Origin of the sequence: Spartinivicinus poritis (genome assembly GCF_028858535.1) — a bacterium.
Classification (GTDB): Bacteria; Pseudomonadota; Gammaproteobacteria; order Pseudomonadales; family Zooshikellaceae; genus Spartinivicinus; species Spartinivicinus poritis.
In genome coordinates, this window is sequence record NZ_JAPMOU010000004.1 from 248,367 (window position 1) to 270,929 (window position 22,563).

The 22,563-nt window shown below is 39.4% G+C and carries 17 protein-coding genes; 10 read left to right on the top strand and 7 right to left on the bottom strand.

Translation table 11 applies throughout. The annotated features are described in order from the left end of the window. Positions 1–23 precede the first annotated feature (23 nt). From ORQ98_RS05455 to ORQ98_RS05465, 3 genes are all read left to right on the top strand, one after another. Positions 24–662, top strand: a complete 639-nt coding sequence (locus ORQ98_RS05455) for a c-type cytochrome (RefSeq protein ID WP_274687772.1) — start codon at positions 24–26, stop codon at positions 660–662. Positions 663–892: 230 nt separating this feature from the next. Then, positions 893–3,283, top strand: a complete 2,391-nt coding sequence (locus tag ORQ98_RS05460) for a PAS domain-containing sensor histidine kinase (RefSeq protein WP_274687773.1) — start codon at positions 893–895, stop codon at positions 3,281–3,283. Beyond that, positions 3,280–4,641, top strand: a complete 1,362-nt coding sequence (locus tag ORQ98_RS05465; RefSeq protein ID WP_274687774.1) for a sigma-54-dependent transcriptional regulator — start codon at positions 3,280–3,282, stop codon at positions 4,639–4,641. The genes ORQ98_RS05460 and ORQ98_RS05465 overlap by 4 nt, the downstream gene beginning before the upstream one ends. 90 nt (positions 4,642–4,731) lie before the next feature. Here ORQ98_RS05465 and ORQ98_RS05470 read toward each other — a convergent pair whose 3' ends face one another. Beyond that, the gene (locus ORQ98_RS05470; RefSeq protein ID WP_342455183.1) at positions 4,732–5,043 is read right to left on the bottom strand and encodes a c-type cytochrome; all 312 of its coding nucleotides are present in this window, start codon (positions 5,041–5,043) and stop codon (positions 4,732–4,734) included. 356 nt (positions 5,044–5,399) lie between these two features. On the opposite strand from ORQ98_RS05470, the gene ORQ98_RS05475 reads away from it, so the two are divergent. The 3 genes from ORQ98_RS05475 (at position 5,400) to ppk1 (ending at position 9,322) form a co-directional block, all read left to right on the top strand. Next, positions 5,400–5,717: a hypothetical protein gene (locus tag ORQ98_RS05475; protein ID WP_274687775.1), complete on the top strand. Its 318-nt coding sequence runs from the start codon at positions 5,400–5,402 to the stop codon at positions 5,715–5,717. 98 nt (positions 5,718–5,815) lie between these two features. Then, a complete protein-coding gene (gene hemB / locus ORQ98_RS05480) occupies positions 5,816–6,817 on the top strand; it encodes a porphobilinogen synthase (RefSeq protein WP_274687776.1) in 1,002 nt (333 codons plus the stop codon). 336 nt (positions 6,818–7,153) lie between these two features. Next, entirely contained in the window at positions 7,154–9,322 is a 2,169-nt protein-coding gene (ppk1, locus tag ORQ98_RS05485) for a polyphosphate kinase 1 (protein ID WP_274687777.1), read from the top strand. 49 nt (positions 9,323–9,371) lie between these two features. Here ppk1 and ppx read toward each other — a convergent pair whose 3' ends face one another. Beyond that, a complete protein-coding gene (gene ppx, locus ORQ98_RS05490; RefSeq protein ID WP_274687778.1) occupies positions 9,372–10,886 on the bottom strand; it encodes an exopolyphosphatase in 1,515 nt (504 codons plus the stop codon). A gap of 273 nt (positions 10,887–11,159) precedes the next feature. Here ppx and trxA point away from each other — a divergent pair, with 273 nt between their 5' ends. The 4 genes from trxA to ORQ98_RS05510 all read left to right on the top strand — a co-directional run bounded on the left by trxA (position 11,160) and on the right by ORQ98_RS05510 (position 15,804). Further along, positions 11,160–11,486 carry a thioredoxin TrxA gene (gene trxA, locus ORQ98_RS05495; protein WP_180568416.1) on the top strand — a complete coding sequence of 109 codons (327 nt, stop codon included), beginning with the start codon at positions 11,160–11,162 and terminating at the stop codon, positions 11,484–11,486. Between the two features lie 709 nt (positions 11,487–12,195). Next, complete coding sequence (rho, locus tag ORQ98_RS05500; protein ID WP_180568417.1) at positions 12,196–13,455, top strand: transcription termination factor Rho; 1,260 nt, start codon at positions 12,196–12,198, stop codon at positions 13,453–13,455. 121 nt (positions 13,456–13,576) lie between these two features. After that, complete coding sequence (gene ubiD / locus ORQ98_RS05505) at positions 13,577–15,043, top strand: 4-hydroxy-3-polyprenylbenzoate decarboxylase (RefSeq protein ID WP_274687779.1); 1,467 nt, start codon at positions 13,577–13,579, stop codon at positions 15,041–15,043. 41 nt (positions 15,044–15,084) lie between these two features. Then, positions 15,085–15,804 carry a ferredoxin reductase domain-containing protein gene (locus ORQ98_RS05510; protein ID WP_274687780.1) on the top strand — a complete coding sequence of 240 codons (720 nt, stop codon included), beginning with the start codon at positions 15,085–15,087 and terminating at the stop codon, positions 15,802–15,804. A gap of 65 nt (positions 15,805–15,869) precedes the next feature. Here ORQ98_RS05510 and ORQ98_RS05515 read toward each other — a convergent pair whose 3' ends face one another. The 5 genes from ORQ98_RS05515 to ORQ98_RS05535 all read right to left on the bottom strand — a co-directional run bounded on the left by ORQ98_RS05515 (position 15,870) and on the right by ORQ98_RS05535 (position 22,563). Beyond that, positions 15,870–16,628, bottom strand: a complete 759-nt coding sequence (locus ORQ98_RS05515) for a substrate-binding periplasmic protein (protein ID WP_274687781.1) — start codon at positions 16,626–16,628, stop codon at positions 15,870–15,872. 613 nt (positions 16,629–17,241) lie between these two features. Beyond that, on the bottom strand, positions 17,242–18,003 hold the full coding sequence (locus ORQ98_RS05520; RefSeq protein WP_274687782.1) for a substrate-binding periplasmic protein: 762 nt from the start codon (positions 18,001–18,003) through the stop codon (positions 17,242–17,244). A 644-nt stretch (positions 18,004–18,647) separates the two neighbouring features. After that, positions 18,648–19,883, bottom strand: coding sequence for a heme biosynthesis HemY N-terminal domain-containing protein (locus tag ORQ98_RS05525; protein WP_274687783.1), 1,236 nt, complete (start codon positions 19,881–19,883; stop codon positions 18,648–18,650). Further along, a complete protein-coding gene (locus ORQ98_RS05530; RefSeq protein WP_274687784.1) occupies positions 19,883–21,391 on the bottom strand; it encodes a uroporphyrinogen-III C-methyltransferase in 1,509 nt (502 codons plus the stop codon). The genes ORQ98_RS05525 and ORQ98_RS05530 overlap by 1 nt, the downstream gene beginning before the upstream one ends. A gap of 449 nt (positions 21,392–21,840) precedes the next feature. Further along, complete coding sequence (locus ORQ98_RS05535) at positions 21,841–22,563, bottom strand: uroporphyrinogen-III synthase (protein ID WP_274687785.1); 723 nt, start codon at positions 22,561–22,563, stop codon at positions 21,841–21,843.

Consider the following 22,563-nt stretch of genomic DNA (forward strand, 5'->3'; position numbering starts at 1 on the left):
CAACGGATGAAAAGGCGGGCTTTATGATAAAATTACCTGTTATTGCATTAGCTTTATTATATATTCAATCAACAAGTGCTAATAACGAGCAGTTTAACGACTTATTAAAAAGCAAACTTTCTGACCCTACTGCTTTAGAAAAGTCGTTAAGCTCAGCCAAAGATAAAGTATTTATATGCACTTATTGTCATGGAATTGATGGCAATAGTCAAAAAGAATATATACCCAACCTTGCTTCACAAAACCCTGAATATACTATTACCCAACTTATAAACTACTCACTAAATAAACGAAAAAGTCTAACAATGAACAAAATATCAGCTGAGCTATCATTAGAAGACAAGGTTGATATTGCTATATATTACTCAAAATCAGATATAAGAAACAAGCATAAAAAAGAATCATCATTAAGCAGCCGGGGAGAAAAAATATTTAACACCGCATGCTTTATTTGTCATGGAAAAAATGCCAAAGGTAATAAAAACATACCCTCACTAGCTAAACAAAATGAAAAATATATTAAAGACACCCTATTAGAGTTTAAAAACAATAAAAACTATAGGCCCGAGTCTCCTATGTTCGAAATTGCAGCCAAATTATCACGTAATGATATACAATCTATCGCTGCTTATATATCACGTATATCTGATGAAGACAGTTAGTTACAAATATACTATAGCAGGATATATAAATGGCAATTCAGCATTCACAGTATCAGTCCAACTATATAAAGCTGCTCTTTATATATTTTATTCCAGGTTTCATAGCTATTTTAACAATAGCTATTATTCACTGCTATTTTTTAGTATATCAAAACAGATCCGCGCTTGAGGCTAACGAGCAAAATAAAATTTTGCATGCAAAATACCTGATAAAAGAAAGAATCAGCTTAATGATTAATGATGTTGAATTAATCACCTCTTACATAAATGATCATAAACTTAAAAAAATAACATCTAGATCAGCCACTTCAATTAAAAATCGTATTGTTAATTTTGTCAGCAGGCTAATCAAAACAAGACAATTCTACGACCAGGTTCGCTTTATAAGCAGTGACGGCAGGGAGCTAATCAGGATAAATAACAAACAAAGCTCACCTATCATTGTCGAAGAAAAAAAACTACAAGATAAAAGTAACAGATACTATTTTAAAGCAGTAAAATATATAAGTAAGGACTCTGTTTATATCTCACCATTAGACTGGAATATGGAAGGAGGCAAACTGGAATACCCTTTAAAAGCTACAATTCGTATTGTTAAGCCTATTTACCAAAACTCTCAGTTTATGGGAGCCGTTGCTATCAATTATCATGCACACAGCCTCATCAACCAGTTATATGGTAAAGCCACTTACTCACAAAACCACAGTAAAGTTTTTTTAATAAACAATTCAGGCTACTCTGCCATATCCCCAATATCGCTAACTGCTCCCCCAACAGATAAGTCTAATCAGTCAAAACTGATACAAACAAAAGCTTATTTCAACCAGGAAAAGCCAAAGCTATGGCAAACTATGCTTAAAAAAAATTCAGGCCACTACTACAGTGAAAATACCCTATATACCTACAGTCAGATTAATCCTCCACTATTTAAACAGCATCAAGTTCCACCTTTATGGATAGTTTCAAGCACTATAAAAATGAGCTACGCCCAACTATGGTACTTAATTCCTCTATATACCGTTATCGGCATACTTGTTTTCTTTGCTTCTTCTCTTTTTGCCTATTTTCACCAGAAAAACAGACAAATTCAAACCTTACATCAATATGCAGAAAGCTATCGCCAGGTTCTAAAAAAAATTCAACTGGCTGCAATTACTCTCAACCAAAATGGAGACATTGAGTTTTGTAATGATTTCTTCTTATCTTTGACTAAGTTCAATAAAGATCAATTAGTTAATAAACCGTTTATGAAAATTTGCATACCTGAAAAACTACGCCATCAATTACAAAATAAAATTAACCAAGCTTTTTTTCAGCAGCAAAGTTTTCGTCATTATACAACCTTACTAAAGTGTAGTGATGATTCAGTAAAAATTGTTAACTTAACTATTACCTACAGCCCAGCTCTAACTCACCATACTCATTCAGTAACATTAGTAGGTGAAGATATAACTGCCCAAGTAATTAATGAAGATCAGCTACTAAGATTGAGTCATGTCGTAGATCAAAGTTCTTTTGGTGTAATATTAACAGACCCAAAGGGTGTCGTTGTTTACGCTAATGATACATATATCAACATGATTAAAGAACCAATAACAGATATTCTTAATCAACCAGCTCAACTATTTAATTCTGAGCTTGATCCAAATTTAAAAGAAACTATTTTTCATAGCTTACATGAAAACCAACACTGGACAGGAGAAGTCAAATTAGACAAAAAGCACTCAGCTCAATCCCAATGGGTTCGGCTAGCCATTTCAACAATTAAAGAACAAGATCAAGTACTATATATTTCAGTTCTACTACAAGATATTAATGAAGAAAAAAGGCTTGCCAAGCAAGTACAACAAGAGAGTCAAAAAAGACAAACCAGTGAAAAATTAGCCGCGATTGGTCAAGCATCTACAACAATTGCTCATGATTTACGAAACCCACTTTGCTCCATTAAGATGGCATTGCAAATGAGCCAGCACCACTATGTTAAACAAGAAAATAAAGCTAACGAGTTATTTTCGATTGCTCTTGAGCAAATAAGTTACATGGAAAAAACCTTAGATGATTTATTATCATTTAGTAGACCTGAAAAACTTACCCCTGAATGGACCTCAATAAAGCAAATAATTGAAAGTACCCTTTCTTGCCAGAGCAAACTAATAAAAGAAAGCCATGCTACTATTTCATTAAATATTGAGAGTAACTCACCACATATTTTTGCAGATGCAACCAAGCTTCGTCGTATTTTACAAAATTTACTTGTCAATGCTATCCAAGCGACTTATATACTACCAACAACCAAACGAAATGTTACTATCACAGCAACCAAAGAAGTTAATAACTCTAATCATTTTTTACAAATAGTAATCGAAAATAATGGTGAAACCATCAGAGAAGCAGACCTTAACAAAGTTTTTCAGCCATTTTATACAACTAAAAATAAAGGCACAGGGCTTGGCCTAGCTATCGTGAACCAATTAACATTACAACACCAAGGTTCAATAACGCTTGAGCCTATACAGCCCCTAGGTACTCGAGCAATACTATACTTACCAATCGATTATACACGAGTAAATAAACAGTTTAGCACCTATGAATTACCTGAAGCGATAGCAATCGAACAATGACGCACCTTCTTATTGTTGATGATGACCTAGCCATCCGCCGCACCTTGGAACTGCATTTAAGTCAACATTACCAAACAACCCTAGCAGGTAATGTGGAAGAAGCTTTATCAATCGCAAATGTACCAGATGTTATTTTACTTGATATTTGCATGCCCGGCATTAATGGTTTAGAGGCTATTCCTAAGTTCAAACTTCAATGGAGTAACTGCCGAATTATTATAATGACTGCTTTTCATGATATGCAAAGCACTATTGTTGCGATGCAAAGAGGAGCAGACGAATATATTTACAAACCTATAGATATATTTGAGTTAGATAGAGCCATTCAGCAAGCTATTAATTATCAAAAGTCTTGCATTGATAAAAACCTAGTAATTCCAACTGTTATTCAACCAACTATTGTTGGTTCCAGTCCATCTATGCGTAAAATCTTTAAAACAATCGGTAAAGTTGCTAATACTTGTGCAACAATCATGATTACAGGAGAAAGTGGTACAGGAAAAGAAATGGTAGCAAAAACCATTCATCATGCTAGTGATCGACATAATAAGCCTTTTATAGCAATAAATTGTGCTGCATTAGTTGACAGTTTATTAGAAGCTGAGCTTTTTGGTTATAAAAAAGGGGCTTTTACTGGTGCAGTTGCTGATCAAGCAGGAAAATTTCAATTAGCCCATAATGGCACATTATTTCTTGATGAAATTGGGGAGCTATCTCCTATTATTCAAGCAAAGTTGTTACGTGTTTTACAAGAACAACAAGTAAACCCTTTAGGCTCCCAAGACTCTATTAGCATCAATTCTCGTATTATTAATGCAACTAATGCGGACTTAGAACATGCTATTGAGAAAAAGCAATTTCGAAAAGACCTTTACTATCGGCTACAGGTTGTAAACATTCACCTCCCCCCTCTTCGCCAACGCAAATCAGATTTACCAGAATTAGTTAGCTTTTTACTCTCCAAAGCAAGCAAAATGCTAGGCCGTCAAGTGAACAAAGTTGCTGTGGGAGTAATGGATAAGCTTTATCAATATGATTGGCCAGGAAACATTCGCGAGCTTGAAAACACACTTACCAAGGCAGCAGCTTTATGTTGTGGAGAAATCATTACTCTTGCAGACTTACCCGATAACATTGCCCAACACCCCACTAAGCTAAATATGACTCCCAACAGAGATACACAAGCTGAGTCAAATAAGCAAGCAATATATAGCTTAAAAGAAATGGAAAAAAAACATGTAGCCAAAGTACTACACTATACTAATTGGCATAAAGGGCATGCATGTGAAATTTTAGGAATTTCTCGTCCTCGCTTACAACGGCTAATTGCTCAATTTAATTTAGTAAAAAGTGAATAATCAGCTTAACAATATCTCCCTAGCCCAAAAATCCTTCTCGAAGGAGTACGAAAAAAATTCGGACTAGAGGCGTTTAAAGTGAGATGTACATTACTTTAAGTTGCTATAGTATGCCGATAAATTTGCAATATCTTCATCAGACAAGTTAGCCGCTTGAGCTTGCATAACAACAGCTTGCCCTCCTTGTCGCTGTTTGGCTCGGTAGGCTTTCAGTGAACTTTCCAGGTAAGCCTGATTTTGCCCTGCTAGATTGGGATAAATGGGCACCATCGCCACGCCATTTTTTCCATGGCAAGCCGCACACACGGCAGCTTTTGCTTTCCCTTTGGCTGGATCTCCTGCGGCAGCAGATATACCAGGTAATAACATACCAACTAAGACTAATAGAACCGCTCGTTTCACTCGCTTCTCCTCACCTCATCAGACTTGCTTTTAAAGGTTTTAGTTTTTAAAAACACTATTTTTACAAACTAAAGCTTTTCACAGATTTTGATTTTTCAAAGCTTGGTTTACAGCAGCTTTGATTGTAAAAAATCCATTTTATTTATTGGTTATTTTGTTAACAATGCGTTCAGTCAAGTGTTTACTTTATCACGATTTCTTTATATTGAAAAATGACCAAAATCTCTACTCCCGAAGAGAATAAAGCGCACTATAGTTATAAATAATTAACTAATGATTGTGTTGAATTAACAATGCAACTCCTCACTTTGCCATTAACCTTATTCATAGTGTGTACCAGTTGCAGTGCAGACCCAATGCTTTATGAATGTCGCTTTACAACACTTATCGAAAACCAGCAATTTATCCCCTTATTAAAAGACAAAACGCTCTTTTATGTCGACACACATGTAGGTGCTTTCACCGTAGATGATAATGGTGAAGCTATTGTTGAAAAAGTAACAGCCAACCAGCAAAAAACCTTTATCTTAAGTGATAAACTTACTCGCTTATCACATGTCACTACTATTAAGGAAAATGGGCTTGCTTATCATGTAAAAAACTTAACGTTACTAGGAGAAGATCGCTCGACAATTTTGCAAGGGCATTGCACAACTCATCAAACCTTTCTATAACCGAAGCAGCAGGCTCCAATAACACCTTACCAGTCCTATATACTGGCGCTTAATTCTTATATAATTGCAACCGTTTTTCAGTAATCAGGTGATTTGTGATGAAAAGTCAACGTAACTATCCCGCATGGCGCCCACGTCGTATTAGAGCTCATGCATTTTCTCGCCAGTTAACACAAGAGCACACCGTTACGGTTAATGACTTAATTTACCCGATGTTTGTTATTGATGGACAAAACACCTGCCAACCAGTCCAGTCAATGCCGGGTATTCACCGTTATTCAATTGACTTACTGTTAAAAGAAGCAAAAGACGTACATGCCTTAGGCATCCCAGCAATTGCTCTGTTTCCTGCCCCTGGTGCAGAGAGTAAATCGCTAACGGGAGAAGCTGCCTATGATCCTAACGGGTTAGTTCAACGGACCGTGACTGCGCTAAAAGACCAGCTTCCTGAATTAGGTGTCATTACTGATGTTGCATTGGATCCTTATACCAGTCATGGCCAAGATGGTATTATCGACCAAGATGGTTATATTCTGAACGACCAAACGATTGAGGTTTTAGTTAAGCAAGCCCTATCCCATGCTAAAGCAGGGGCAGATATAGTCGCCCCTTCTGATATGATGGATGGGCGGGTTGGTGCTATTCGCCAGGTACTGGAGCAAGAAGGGTTTATTAATACCCAAATTCTGGCTTACTCAGCCAAGTATGCTTCTAATTATTATGGCCCCTTCCGCGATGCAGTTGGATCTGCCAGCAACTTAGGTAAGAGTGATAAAAAAACTTACCAAATGGATTTTGCTAACACTGATGAGGCACTGCACGAGGTAGGTCTCGATTTAGCTGAAGGAGCTGATATGGTGATGGTTAAACCAGGCATGCCCTATTTAGATATCGTTAGACGAATCAAAACGGAATTTAAAGTGCCAACCTTTGTCTATCAAGTGAGTGGTGAGTATGCCATGCATATGGCTGCATTTGAAAAAGGCTGGCTTAATCAAGAAGCAGTCATGATGGAGTCATTAACCTGTTTTAAGCGCGCGGGAGCAGATGCTATTTTGACTTATTTTGCCAAATCAGCAGCCCAACTACTGAATCGCTGATTGCAAGAATAGTAGAGCTGATAGTTTTGGTGCTTCCAGCCCTTTGCAAAAGTTACTGTTAGCTGCTTCTACATAAAGGGATCACGAAATGAATAGCCTCACGTCCACTTCTTTTAGGTAGCAACATTAACAAGTAAAACCGTAACACTTCTAAAATAGAACACCCTCACTTCAGAGGGGGTCGTGAAAACTAGCAGATATGGGATAACAGGGTATTAAATGCGCTGTTGTTCCATATCAGACACCAAACTTAATTTAGCCATATAATTTATATATTAATGCAATAAAATTTCAGAAAAATGCTGCGTCTGTTTCAGCTAATTAGCAAGGATTATTATGAGCCTAACCCCTGCCACAGGTAACAACTCTCTACAGTCTAAAGAGGAGCCAGCCCCTCCTGAAGTTAATGACTCTCTAAATAGTGAAGAGCCACTAAAAGTCACCGACTTATCTAACCCAGAATACTATATAAATCGTGAGCTTAGCCATTTGCAGTTTAATGCAAGGGTATTGGAGCAAGCACTCAATGACAATTACCCCTTATTGGAACGACTACGATTTTTATTAATCTTCAGTAGTAACCTAGATGAGTTTTTTGAAATCAGAGTTGCTGGGCTAAAACAGCAAATCACCTTTGCTAGAGAAAAGTCCAGTATTGATGGCTTACAACCACAGCAAGCCCTAGACGAAATCAGTCGTACCTGCCACCAAATGGTGCAGCATCAATACGAAATTTTAAATGATGTCTTGCTTCCAGCCCTGGCTGAAGAAAATATTCGTTTTTTGCGCCGAAGTCAGCTTAATGCCAAACAGGCCGCTTGGGTAAGTGAATATTACTATCAGCAAATTATGCCTGTTATTAGCCCAATTGGTTTGGACCCAGCACACCCGTTTCCTCGATTAGCCAATAAAATCCTTAACTTTATTGTCTCTCTTGAAGGCAAAGATGCTTTTGGCCGAGAAACAGGGATGGCCATCATCCCAGCACCACGCTCTTTACCCAGGCTGATTAGAATTCCTGATGAAGTCTGTAATGGTGGTGATAACTATATCTTTTTATCGTCAATCATTCACCATCATGTTGAAGACCTATTCCCTGGGATGACCGTTACAGGTTGTTATCAGTTTCGATTAACACGTAATAGCGACTTAAGTGTTGACTCAGAAGAAGTAGAAGACTTGGCCCGTGCTTTACAAGGTGAGTTATTAGCTCGACGCTATGGTGATGCTGTACGCTTAGAAATAGCGGCCAATTGCCCGAAAGAGCTGTCGACTTTTTTGTTGGAGCATTTTGGCCTTTCCAGTGATGAGCTTTATGAGATTCAAGGGCCTGTTAACCTCACTCGATTAATGGATATATGCAACGCAAAAGAGCGACCTGACTTGTTGTATGTACCATTTAGCCCTGGGTTTCCTAAAATTATCCAGAAAAAAAATGCAGATATGATGCAAGCGATTCGACGCAGCGATATTTTATTGCTTCACCCTTTTGAGTCGTTTACTCCAATTGTTGACTTAGTAAGGCAAGCCGCCAAAGACCCTGAGGTGCTGGCAATTAAGCAAACCCTGTATCGCACAGGCCCAAACTCAGAACTGGTTGATGCTTTAGTTGAAGCAGCTAGAAATGGAAAAGAAATCACAGTAGTGATTGAAATTAGAGCCCGCTTTGATGAAGAAGATAACCTACAGTTAGCCAGCCGACTTCAAGAAGCAGGAGCTGTCATTGTATATGGGGTAGTCGGCTATAAAACTCACGCCAAAATGTTACTTATTGTGAGGCGTGAAGGGAAAAAAATGCAGCGTTATGTGCATTTAGGCACAGGTAATTATCACGCAGGCAATGCTCGAATCTATACTGACTACAGCCTACTAACTTGTGATAAAAGCTTAACTGAAGATGTACATAAAATATTTCAACAACTCACTGGAATGGGGAAAGTAGTCCAGCTGAAGAAACTCTTACATGCTCCCTTTACCCTGAAAAAAAGCTTGGTGGAGCTGATCTATAAAGAGGCCCATAATGCCAAAGAAGGCAAACCAGCCCATATTATTATTAAAGTAAACGCCCTTACCGAAACTAAAGTCATGAAGGCGTTGTTCAGAGCCTCTCAGGTAGGGGTTAAGGTCGACTTGATAATCCGTGGTATCTGCTGCCTTCGCCCTGGTATTCCAGGCTTATCTGAAAATATAAGGGTTCGCTCAATTGTTGGCCGCTTTTTAGAACACACCCGAGTGTATTACTTTCAAAGCGATGATGCACCCAAAGTGTACTGCGCCAGTGCTGACTGGATGGAGCGCAATCTGGATAATCGAATCGAAACCTGCTTCCCTATCGAGAATCCCAAACTGGTCAGTCGAGTTAAACGCGAGCTGGATATCTATCTGACAGATAACTGTATGAGCTGGCAACTACAAAGCGATGGTAGCTATACACTCAACACGCCAAGTGAAGGGGAAGACATTATCAATGTCCAACAGAAGTTGCTGGAGAAACTAGGGAGTTAAAGCCTCTTAGCCCCCTCTCCTTCTGGGAGAGGGCTGGGGTGAGGGAAAATTACTCAGCTATCAACTGATAACCTGCTTTGGCAAAATACTTTTGCTCCCCTTCAACGTCAGCTTCTGTTAATGGGTGCTGCTCAAGCCAGCCAGCACCTAATGATACTTTCAGCCAGTCAGGTCCCGCAGTTACTGTATATTCAGGTAACACTTCATCCAAACGAATATGATTTAACACAATCGACAGTCTCAACAACATACAAAGTTTTTTTAGCCGAGTTGCCAAACCAGGGGGGAATTCAGCCAGTAGATCCAAGGGAAAGGAACGACGATGGCCTCGTACCAAAGCAGCCAGCTGCTGTTGGTAGTCTTTAGAAAAACCCAGCAGATCAGAGTGATTGACTAAGTAAGCACCATGCTTATGGAACTGGGTATGAGAGATATCCAAGCCAATTTCATGAATCAGCGCAGCCCAATTAAGTAGCTCACGATCTTCTTTCTCTAAGTGCCACTGATCCGCCACATAATCAAAGCACATCAAAGCATGGCGCGCGACCCGTCGGGCATGTTGCCTATCAACATGGTAGCGCTTCATTAAAGCAGTAATAGTCCGCTCTCTAACATCTTCATGACGCAAGCGGCCTACCATGTCATACAACAGTCCTTCCCGAAGGGCACCTTCTGAATAACACATTCGGTCAACCTTAAAGGCATCAAACACTGCCATTAAAATTGCCAAACCAGCTGGGAAGATACTGACACGTTCCGGCTTTAAGCCTTCAAGCATCATTTTGTCAATATGACCAACACTGACTATGTACTTGCGCAGCTCCTCCATTCCCTCAGCAGTAATACCCGTACTGGTTAAGCCTTTTGCAAGCAGAACATTTTGTATGGATTTTACCGTTCCAGATGAGCCTATCACATCTTCCCAGCCAGCCTCTTTGTAAGGAGCGGCTATATTTAAAAGCTCCAGACGAGCAGCATAATAGGCTTCCTGAAACTGCCTGCTGGTAATGGTGCCCCCCTGAAAAAATCGCTGACTGTACACTACACATCCCATATGCAAACTTTCGAGCAACTGGGGTTCAAAGCGTTGGCCAATAATAAACTCTGTACTTCCTCCGCCAATATCCACCACTAGCCGACGTCCTAAGTCATCTGCTTGTGTATGAGAAACACCAAGATAAATTAGACGTGCTTCTTCCCTGCCAGAGATAACATCTATAGGGTGGCTAAGAATTTCTTGAGCGCGCTTAATAAATTCATCGCGATTGTGGGCCGTTCTAAGCGCATTTGTACCCACCACTCGCACCTTACCCACCTCTAAGTGCTTGGTGTATTGGGCAAACCGCCTCAAGCAGTCAAGGCCACGCTGCTGAGCTTCTTCACTTAGATAGTCATCATCGTCAAGCCCCGCAGCCAACTGGACTTTTTCCCCCAGCCGTTCCAACGGTCTTATTTCACCTTGGTCCAAACGAGCCACAATCATGTGGAAGCTATTTGAACCAAGATCAATTGCAGCAATTAAACACTGGTCAGAGTGATTTGAGCGAGATATCCTTGCGGTCATTAGCTATGCCAATAATTTCAATGACAAAGTGTTATAGCTTAACAAAATAAACCACTGGTTAGGGATAGTTTCGGCATATTTTGTTTCCTACTATTTGCAAACTTGTAACTTGCAAGCCTGTTATTTGCAAACAAAATAATCGTAAAGGAAAGCATCTGTCGAATACAAAGTTACCCCTTATAGCTTATCAGCCATATAGCTTCTCAGCCGTTGTGACACAGTGCTATGATAGGGGCAATTGACTGACTTGCAATAAATGCTGGAGATTTCAACATGAGCGAACATATTATTAATGTAACGGATCAAAGTTTTGATCAAGATGTACTCAATGCCGAAGGGCCGGTGCTTGTTGACTATTGGGCAGAATGGTGTGGCCCATGCAAAATGATCACTCCCATTCTTGATGAAATTGCTAACGAATATAAAGACCGCCTGAAGGTGTGTAAATTAAACATCGATGATAATGAAGAGACTCCTCCTAAGTACGGTGTTCGTGGTATACCAACTCTCATGTTGTTTAAGAATGGTAATGTAGAGGCCACCAAAGTTGGCGCCCTTTCAAAAAGTCAGCTTGTCGCATTTCTGGAAGGCAATCTGTAAAGAATTTAAAGGGGGAATCCCCCCTTTCTGCTTAGTTAATATCAACCGTAACTGTCCTGCAGCCCTTGATACTTCTGAGGATTGGCTTCAATTTTTGGTATTTACCCAATTATTTTTCAATTAATACTGGACTTAAAACTCGACAGTTTCTATTATTCAATGTTAGATTAACCTTGATAACCACCGTTACTCATAAATCTATAGTCGTTAAATATTCACATATAGATGACATTCGTATATAAATAGCGAGCAAGCATTTTATATAATGACAAGCATCTTAATAATGAATGCTGTTATATTAAGTAATGACCTATAGATTAAGTTACTCTCACTATTTAAACCGTCTTATAGATAGATCTTGTAGATAAAGATGGTTACTCTTTACACAGTCGTGAATAGCACCACTGCGTATAAAGAGTACTTTACAAAGAGACACTTAGTTAGAAACGCCTATAAATAGGTTCTTATAAGAGGTTTTGTAAAGAGTTGCTTATAAAAACTACAGTGATTAATAATCTGAGTAACTCAAAATGATAACGGCGACCAACTACCACTTAGCTACAGCTAAGAAATAATCAGGCGATAGGTAGAGGTTATTTAAAGCAATCCAAACAAATTAATCTTAACGCTACCCAAACCAGAGAGCAGTTCCTCCGTTGCATTCAGCATCTACAGAGAGTTACCTTTCATCAACGTATCTTAGTTTACTATGAACCTTACCGAGCTAAAGCAAAAATCCGTTCCTGAATTATTAAAATTAGCCACCGAGATGGGGCTTGATAACCTAGCCCGCTCTCGTAAACAGGATGTCATCTTTACCATATTAAAACGCCATGCGCGCAGTGGTGAAGATATCTATGGCGATGGAGTATTAGAAATTCTGCAAGACGGTTTTGGTTTCTTGCGTTCTTCTGACAGCTCATATCTAGCCGGCCCTGACGACATCTACGTTTCACCCAGCCAAATCCGTCGCTTTAATCTGCGTACTGGTGATACTGTATCAGGAAAAATTCGCCCACCTAAAGATGGTGAGCGCTATTTTGCACTTTTAAAGGTTAACGAAATCAATTTCGATAAACCCGAAAATGCAAAAAATAAAATTCTTTTTGAAAACCTCACACCATTGTTTCCTCAAGAACGATTAACAATGGAAGCAGGCAATGGCTCAACAGAAGACCTCACTGCCCGTATAATTGACTTAGTTGCTCCCTTTGGTAAAGGCCAACGCGGCTTGATCGTATCCCCACCAAAGGCGGGTAAAACCCTAATGCTACAAAACATTGCCTCTAATATTGCCCGTAACAATCCAGAATGCCACTTAATTGTACTATTGATTGACGAGCGCCCAGAGGAAGTAACAGAAATGGCTCGCTCAGTTCGAGGTGAAGTTGTTGCCAGTACTTTTGACGAACCACCTGCTCGCCATGTTCAAGTAGCTGAAATGGTGATTGAGAAAGCTAAACGACTGGTTGAGCATAAAAAAGATGTTGTTATTTTACTTGACTCTATTACTCGTTTAGCCCGTGCCTATAACACTGTTATTCCTTCATCAGGTAAAGTGTTAACAGGTGGTGTGGATGCACATGCTCTAGAGCGACCAAAACGTTTCTTTGGTGCAGCCCGTAATATAGAAGAAGGTGGCAGCTTAACTATTATGGCTACTGCATTAGTTGATACCGGTTCAAAAATGGATGAAGTTATTTTTGAAGAATTTAAAGGAACCGGTAATATGGAATTACACCTAGATCGAAAAATATCTGAAAAACGTGTATTCCCTGCTATTGGCATCACTCGCTCCGGCACTCGTCGTGAAGACTTACTGACAACCGAAGAAGAGCTACAACGGATGTGGATTTTGCGCAAAATACTGCATCCTATGGATGAAATTTCTGCGGTTGAATTTTTATTAGACCGGATGAAAGACACCAAAACCAACGAAGAATTCTTCCAATCAATGAAACGGAAGTAACCTTCAAAGCAAGAGAAGTTTTAAAAACTTCTCTTGCTTTAATTTTCCTCTCCCCTAATTAATGACTCCTCTATACCTTTATTTACTCAGAATATGCCAATAGCTATCGTCAGGGGTATTAATGAAATATAAAGACCTGCGAGACTTCATTTCCCAACTAGAAAAACAAGGCGAATTAAAACGTATCTATACGCCAGTTGACCCTTATCTGGAAATGACTGAAATTGCCGACCGCACCCTTCGAAAAGGTGGTCCAGCATTATTATTTGAAAACCCCAAAGGTTTTAATATGCCTGTGCTAGCCAACCTGTTTGGCACTGCTGACCGAGTAGCTATGGGAATGGGAGCAAAAAATACCCAAGCACTAAGTGAAATAGGTGAATTATTAGCTTTTTTAAAAGAGCCTGAGCCCCCTAAAGGAATGAAAGATGCTTGGGAAAAATTACCTATTTTTCGCCAAGTAATGAATATGGGCCCCAAGCTGGTTAAAACAGCTCCCTGCCAACAAGTCATCATTAGCAAAGAAGAGGTAGACTTAACTACTCTGCCAATTCAAACCTGCTGGCCTGGTGATGCAGGCCCATTAATTACCTGGCCTCTGGTGGTTACCAAAGGCCCGAATAAAACCCGGCAAAACTTAGGCATTTACCGCCAGCAAGTGATTGCTCGCAACAAAGTTATTATGCGCTGGCTTTCCCACCGTGGTGGCGCATTGGATTTTAAAGAGTGGCAAGCTGCACACCCAGGAAAACCTTTTCCAGTTGCTGTTGCCTTAGGGGCAGACCCAGCCACTATTTTAGGGGCTGTTACACCAGTACCCGATAATTTATCTGAATATGCTTTTGCTGGGTTATTAAGAGGTAGCAAGACCGAACTGGTCCGCTGTATTAGCCATGACTTGGAAGTGCCAGCTTCTGCTGAAATTATTTTAGAAGGTTATATTTACCCAAATGAAATGGATGATGAAGGCCCATTTGGAGACCACACAGGCTATTACAACGAAGTTGATCAATTCCCAGTATTTACAGTTGAAACTATTACTCACCGCAAACAACCCATTTACCACAGCACTTACACCGGCCGCCCCCCTGATGAACCTGCCATTTTAGGTGTCGCATTAAATGAAGTGTTTGTTCCTATACTGAAAAAGCAATTTCCTGAAATTGTCGATTTTTATTTGCCCCCCGAAGGCTGTTCTTATCGACTTGCTGTTATATCAATAAAAAAACAATATCCTGGACACGCCAAACGAGTCATGCTTGGTATCTGGTCTTATTTAAGACAGTTTATGTATACTAAATTTGTCATTGTTACAGACGATGATATTGATATTAGAAACTGGCAAGATGTTATTTGGGCAATGACCACCCGGATGGATCCTAAGCGAGATATGACTTTTATTGAAAATACCCCTATAGATTATCTGGACTTTGCTTCACCAGTCTCTGGTTTGGGATCAAAGGTTGGCCTTGATGCAACAAACAAATGGCAGGGGGAAACTAACCGAGAATGGGGTACTGCTATCACCATGTCTGATGAAGTAAAGCAGCGAGTTGATGAGCTATGGCCAGAACTTGGTATAGACTAACGGAAAAAGCAGAGCGAAAATAAGTTTGGAGTGCATACGTAGTGACAATTCACACCCTTCCTATTCTTCAAGTCCATCAGCCTCATAACAATATTTATCGAGTAGAACTCGACACTTCTACTCACCCAGATATCCAGTTCTTTCCTGGTCAATATTTAGAAGTCATTTTACCTGATGAGAGCCGCTGTCCATTATCTATTGCCAGCGCGCCTTGTTTCATGCACACCAACCAATGGCTAGAACTCCATATTCAGCATCAATTTACTAGTGGTTTATCCAATCAGCTTGTTCACGTTATTCAAAGCAAGCCAGAAATAACAGTGGATATAGCCAAGGGTAATTGTTACTTGGACCAGCCTCCTACTCACCCTTTAGTATTTATGGCTGCAGGTACCGGGTTTGCCCAAGTGAAAAGCATGATCGAGCATTGCCTAAGCTTTAAGCATAATCAGCCACTTTTTCTATATTGGGGAGTTAGAAAAATGTGCGATTTTTATCTGCTTGATGTTCCAAATCGCTGGGCTCAACAAGGTAAGGTAGAATTTCATCCAGTCGTTAGTGAGGATGATATTTCAGGGGTAGTGCAACGGGCAGGGTTATTAGTTGATGCCGTAATTGAAGACTTAAGCAACTTCCCTGAAGCCCACTACTATATCAGTGGATCACCACAAATGGTGTATGCCAGTTTGGACCGGCTGATAGCAGAAGAAGTGGCTGAAAGTCATGTACATTCGGATGTATTTGATTACGCACCAAGGTAAATATAGTTAGGTAGTCCATGCGCAAAATAACTTGCGCATAGACTACTAGCTCTAATAAAAATACTCTACAGATAACGTCTGGTTAACTGGTCATACGTCCCATCTTTTATCATATTATCCAGCGCCTGTTGTAAAGCATTGGTTATTCTATCAGGTGTTTCCTTATTAAACGCCAAATACATTTCTGTCTTTTTGAAAGTCAATACAGGTTTTAAGCCAATAATTCCTTCTTGAGAGGCAAAATAAACACCAGACAAATGTCCAGATGCCCATAGATCAACCTTGTCAGACATTAACTTAACCGCATTTTCATTATCCCTAAATGATGTGATTATTTGAAATCCTACTGACTCTAAGTAGTTAGCCAAAGCATCACCCTTGTAGCCTCCCACTCGAAACTGTTTAGCATCATCCAATTTGGTTAGTTTAATTTCACTATTAGGCTTTGCTAAAAATACCCACTTATTCACCACCAAAGGACCAACCCACTTAAATAGGTCTTCTCGTTCAGGCGTACGTGTAGTTGAAAATAATCCATAATTTGGTTTTTCCAGGGTTAATCTGAAAATTCTTTTCCATGGAAAGCGTAATGTTAATGAGTAATTTATCTTAGCTCGCCTAAACATTTCACGTACGACTTCTGTCGAAAGACCAGTAATTTTATCTCCTCGTGCAAAATTTTTCTGATTAGTGCTCATATTAAAGGGAGGGTAATTCTCTGTTAGAAGCACTATTTTATCTTCAGGTCCTGCAACGGCAGTTGTTGCTAGTAAGCAAACATATACTGCCAATAATAAACGACATATCCAGCAGCTATTTCTCACTGACTTATCCCCCTCGGCTGTTAAACTACTAGCATTTGTATATGCAATTTTTTTGTTAGACGATACAACCTGTATCAATATCAAAAGCTGCTTACCACTTAGTACTACACTTACCCATCACCAACGAAAATCAATTTAAGCACTGTATGGTATAAAACAACTGAGTGATAACTTACTTTCAAATTTAATCCAGTTACACTGATAATCGTTTTTTTTATTAAACAAGCGAAGAGTATAACAAAATACTCTACCTATTTTTACTGGCAATTGAAACACAACAAGCTAACGTGGCGTATGATACCGTCTGGTTTCTAATTGAAAAGCAGAAAATCAATTTTATTTTTAGCTACACACATTAAAATAGTAAACTAACTTTCTTATAAGAAACTTTATTTCTTATATAGACATCTAGTGAGCAATGAAAAACCACTTGAAGCAACCTAAGTTGGAACCACTGTAACAGGTTCCGAAAAAGTATCAGAAAGGTATTTGCACCAAACAATCGTGGAGAGCATATAAAACTCCCTTAAAGGAGTTTTATATGTAATTACAGATAATTTATTTAATTGTATTGTTTAACAACATACTCCATGCTGTGCCTTAGGGTATTTCCTTATAAATAGTCATTGGTCAGCGTTTGATGAGTACCATCTCTCACCATTTCATCCAACGCATTTTGTAAGACATCAATTACCGCATCTGAAGTTTCTTTATTAAATGCCAAGTACATTTCTGTGGATTTAAAAGTAAGCACATTCTTTAAGTTTTCAACGCCTTCCAGTTGAGCCAGGTAACGACCTGAAAGGTTGCCCGTTGCCCATAGGTCGATTCTACCATCTACTAATTTCGCTACGTTTTCATTATCTCTAAACGACAACACCAAATTAAAGCCATTATTTTCAAGGTGATTTGCAATAGCGTCCCCCTTATAACCACCTATTCGATACTTCCTTGCCTCATTTAAATTTCTCAAGCGAATTGGTTTATTGTTTAAAGTAAGAAATACCCATTCATTGACAACCAAAGGACCCACCCACTTAAATAAATCTTCTCTTGCCTCGGTTCGAGTGGTTGAAAATAAACCATAGTTCCGCTTTTGTTGGGTAAGCTTATATATTCTACTCCAAGGAAAGCGTAAGCTTAATCGATAATTAACACCTGCTCGTTTAAACATTTCCCTAACAATATCGGTAGACAGCCCATCAATGTTATCCCCTCTGGCAAAATTCTTATCATTTACACTCATATTAAAAGGAGGATAATTTTCGGTAAGCAGGATAATTGTAGTTCGGGGATTAATTTCTGCTTTGGCAACACCCAAGCAAAATAGTAAGGGCCATAGTACGAGCAACTTCAAAAAGTGTCTATAATTCATTTTCATTCTCACTTTGCTGGCTTTCTAAGCTATACTCAAAGTTTTGAGTAGTTCCCTCCTTTATTTCACCAGTCCCTGTGGGCCACCTGCATATCTATTATTTATAAGCTTCTTTCTAGAATACACTATAGTGCAATGCAACTAATTTTCCGTAGTTGCATAAAACCAATAGCAAATTTCAAGTAGTAGTCTAAAACCAATTGATAATAATAGTTGACAGCTAGTGCTCGTCACTGACAACCATCACGAATGAAATTTAATTTATTTTTTTTCATTCAGAGAGCCTCCTTTAATTGTTTTCCATAAAGGACACCTCTAATAATTGTTAGAGGTGTCCTAAATACCATCAAAATCCTTATCGACCTATATTTGTTTTATTTATAATTATTAAATTTATTTTCTGAAAAAATGTGACAAATTATTGCAAGCTAGTCAACAATATTACTTATGACAGTTTACACTAGATAATATCGTTACCATTACTAACCACAATATAACCTTTTATCTTTAGGAAAAGTCTAAGAGACTAATTACCGGCTCTAATAGAAAAGTGTTAAATATCATGTGCTACAGGCTACTAAAAATGTAACCTGCAGCAATTTAGTTAAATGAGGGATATAAGACAAGCAGTATAAACAATATCTTTAAGGTGATAATGTAACGAGCTGGCGGCTTTGATCAACTAAAGCTAAACCTTCTGCTAAATATTGGGTGCTTTCTTCTACTCGACCTTTTTTAGCAAAAACCTTGCTCAACTCGATATAAGTAGCTTCCGTTTTATGAAGTTGCAAACTTTCTCGTAATGCCTGTTCAGCCTTGTCTAGTTGGTTGGCTTGTAAATACAGCCTGCCCAATGCTAAGGCTATCTCAGGATGCTTACTATATTCACCGCGAAGCTCCTCAATAAAGCCCAGCTGAGCTTTTAGGTCCTCTCCTTTGGCTAGCCCATAAAGCTCTACCAGTTCAGCATCATAATTTCTTTCTAAGGCCTTACGCAGTTCTTTTTCTGCATAGCCTGTTGCCCCCGCTTTTATTAGCCCCCTTGTGTAGGCTGCCAGCACAGCAGGGATTTTCTTCAGTTTGCGAGGAACATTAGACCAGGCTTCTTCTAATAAGCTGATTCGTTTACTGACGCTTTCACTATTATTCTGGCATTTAGCAATAGCTTTATTCAGCTGACAAATAGAAGCTTGCTGTTGCAGTGACTGATATTCTTCTTCATCCACTACATGGCGTTTACGCAAGTCAGGAAGCAACTCCGTCAACTGCTCCCACTCATGCAGCTTTACATAAACTTGCTTAAGCAACTTCAGCACATACTGATGACGAGGCTTATGCCGACGAATCTCTTCTAGAGTGGCAAGCGCTTGCTCCCACTGTCCATTGGCTAATTGAATTTGTGCCTGGGTAATGCCAATACCAATTTTACCATTAGGTACCTGATCATCTGCTTTACGCAGATATTCAATAACTGTATTGTTATCTCCAATTTCATTAGCCGCCCTAGCTGCTGTGAGATAATTAATTAATGGTGCTTCACCTTGATCAGCTGCTTTACCCAATAACCTACCTGCTTGCTCCCACTCACCATTAATCAACAAATCCAAGCCTTTTGAGGAATATCGCTTAGCCCTTTTTAGTTTACTTGCAGAAGTGACTGGCACTAAAAAACCAACAGAACGTAAGGAGGTAATAGCAAATCGTTTTAACAGGTTATAAATAATGACAGCTAATACAATGATGGCAAAAAACATCCACACACTGGTTTCAAAAGACATATCCCCATAAGCAATCAACACATAGCCACTGTCATGTACTATCCCCAGTGATACGACACCAGCCAAAATAAATAATAACAACAGTTTAGTAAAAGCCTTCATTAGTGTGCCTCCCCACTCAGGTTAGCACTAATGGATTGCTGGCTAGACTTAGCGACTTCTTCATCCTTACGTGGTAGCTTGCCTTTATGCAGGCGATGAAGCTCATCAATATATTGCTTGGTGGCTTTCAATGAACCAGATATATCTGGCAATGTTGGATTTAATTTTATCGCAGCTAATTGCTTCAATTGCTTATTAATAGCAGCAACTTTGGCACTCTCATAAATAAAATATTCTTTCAGCCAATTTGCAGCCTTCTCTAAGCTATTACTATAAATTAGCTGGTTTTGTTGCAACAGTGCTAACTGAGCCTGCTCAAACATCATCCGCAGATTTTGCCGTAAAAACAATTCTTCTTTAGGTGTTAGCAATACTTGTACAGGTTTATCTCGACTAATATTAATACGCAAATGATCGCTAAAATTACTCCAGGTTTGTTTTAGTTTTGCAGAAACCTTATCAGAAAAGCCGGTATCTGTTTGTTCTGCTTTAGGCGGCTCCGATTGGTTTTTTTGATAATCCGAAACAGGCATCAAGGGAAGTTCCATTACCTGACTCACCAATGCACTGATCTGTAAGTATGTACCTTCTACATCAGTTTGTTCAACCGCTCTCACGGCAGCCAAGTCATTTGCTAACGCTTCTCTAACACTATACAAAGAGTAATTATCCAACCCTCTTAAAATAGCATCTGCACTAACTAAAATAGCTTCAACACCACGGATATCACCTTCAGTTAATAACCGTTGATTAGCCAAACGTAACATGTATTCTACTTCTGCCAGCTGCCAGTCATCCCGGCTAGTGCCTTGCATTTGATTAAATTGACGCCGCAAATTACTGATATTTTCGGCTACACCCAATACATCTTGCTTTAACTTTTGCTCTGTATTGCGTAGTTGTTGTCGTTGCTGGGTCAATTGAGTCGATACTTCATCAACCTCGCTGCTCATTTGTTGTCTTGCTGCACTCACTGATTCTGCAAGTTTTGACTCAACCTTAGCAGCTTCGGCCTGGCTCACTTCAACTGGGTTAAACGACTGTTTTTTATCCAAAAAGTAACGAACATCGTAATCGAGATAAGCAATCCCTCCGACACCAACCAATGCAGCCAGACTTATCACCAGGGCTATTGGACCACTCCACCCCCGCTTGACCACTGCTGCAGGTGATTGAGTATTTGGCTCCAGGGTTTTACTACCCGTAGACTGAGCAGTTGAATTCGTTGACGCTTGCTCCACTCCTTGAGCTGATGTAGAAGAAGTTAGTGGTGTCAGAGGTTCCCGGGCAGCTTTCGTCTCAGGCTCTGTTTTGGTGGTTGCCTGATTTTTATTAGTAGTACTGTCGCCTTTACTTAACTCAGCTGGTGACTGCTCTTCAGTTACGGCTGAATTGCTTTCCTTTGTCTGAGATTGTTTTGACTGCTTTTTTTGCTTGGATAGCTGCTCTTTGGCATTGTCTGACGATTTTGCGTCAGTAGGTTTATTTCCATTTGTGTTGTTTGTCATTTATCTAGATACCAAATGCTTTCAACTTGTAAATGTAAATTAACCTGGATGTTCCATAAAGCAATTGATTTTATGAAGCCCCCAGGTTCAGGATCTCTATTTTTTGTAACAATTTCTCTTGTAGCAAAGTCTCTTATAACTATGTCTCTTAAACTATGCTTCTGGTAACAATGTCTCATGTAACAATATAAGAAACTTAAACGCTTGTTGGGAGCACCCGAGAAATAACTTGAAAAAGTTAATTCTCGGGTGCTCCTTAATCACAATTTAAAAATATCGCCTATGTAAGACTCTTGTAACCTAAATTAGTGCAGGCGATGAAGATTAGCCATACCACTCTGTAGGGTATCTCTAATAATTATGGCTACTTTATAATCATACTAGGGCCTATTGACGTTTGCCTAAAGATCGCTGTTGTGATTAAAAAGCTCAATCAAGACCAAAATGAACTAAACCAGCACTTTTATCATCGCTTCTTCACTGGCGCCATTAGCATTAATCACTTGGCTAAAACCCAACTCTGCAGATAAATCAGCAACTCTGGCACTTGGTACAATTAGCTTTATCTCATTTCGCCACTGCTGGTCTAACAAGCTTGCCAGGCGGGTAACAATTTCACCACTGGTCGCTACAATGGTATCAGTCTGATGGCTAGCAAGCAGGTGTTGTACATCAGTTTTGTTATATTGTGCTGGCACACGCTGATAAAGCGGCAGCTCCGTTACCTGGGCTCCGCGCTGTTGCAACACTTGCTTTAATAAGTCTCGCCCACCTTTACCTTTCACTATCAGTATTTTATTTTCAGCCACCTGCTGCAACTGAGGGATTGTCAATAATGCTTCACTATCAACACCTGCTGAGCAACTCGCTTCAATGTCCCACTCAGCTAAAGTAATGGCAGTTTTGCTGCCAATGGCAAACCACTGAATTTCAATTGGCCACTGAGGCCAATATTGATCCATCAGCATCCCCAGACGTTTTGCACTATAAGGGCTAATGACAATCACCTGCTGAAACAAATCCAAATTCAGAATTAGCTGCCTGATTTCAGCCGTTTCTGGTAAATCAGCTCGCTCCAGCATAGGTAACGCCCAAGCCTGTAGCCCTTGCTGCTGAAGACTAGCTACTAGTTTAGAGGCTTCAGGCTCTGGTCTGGTAATTAATATCGACAT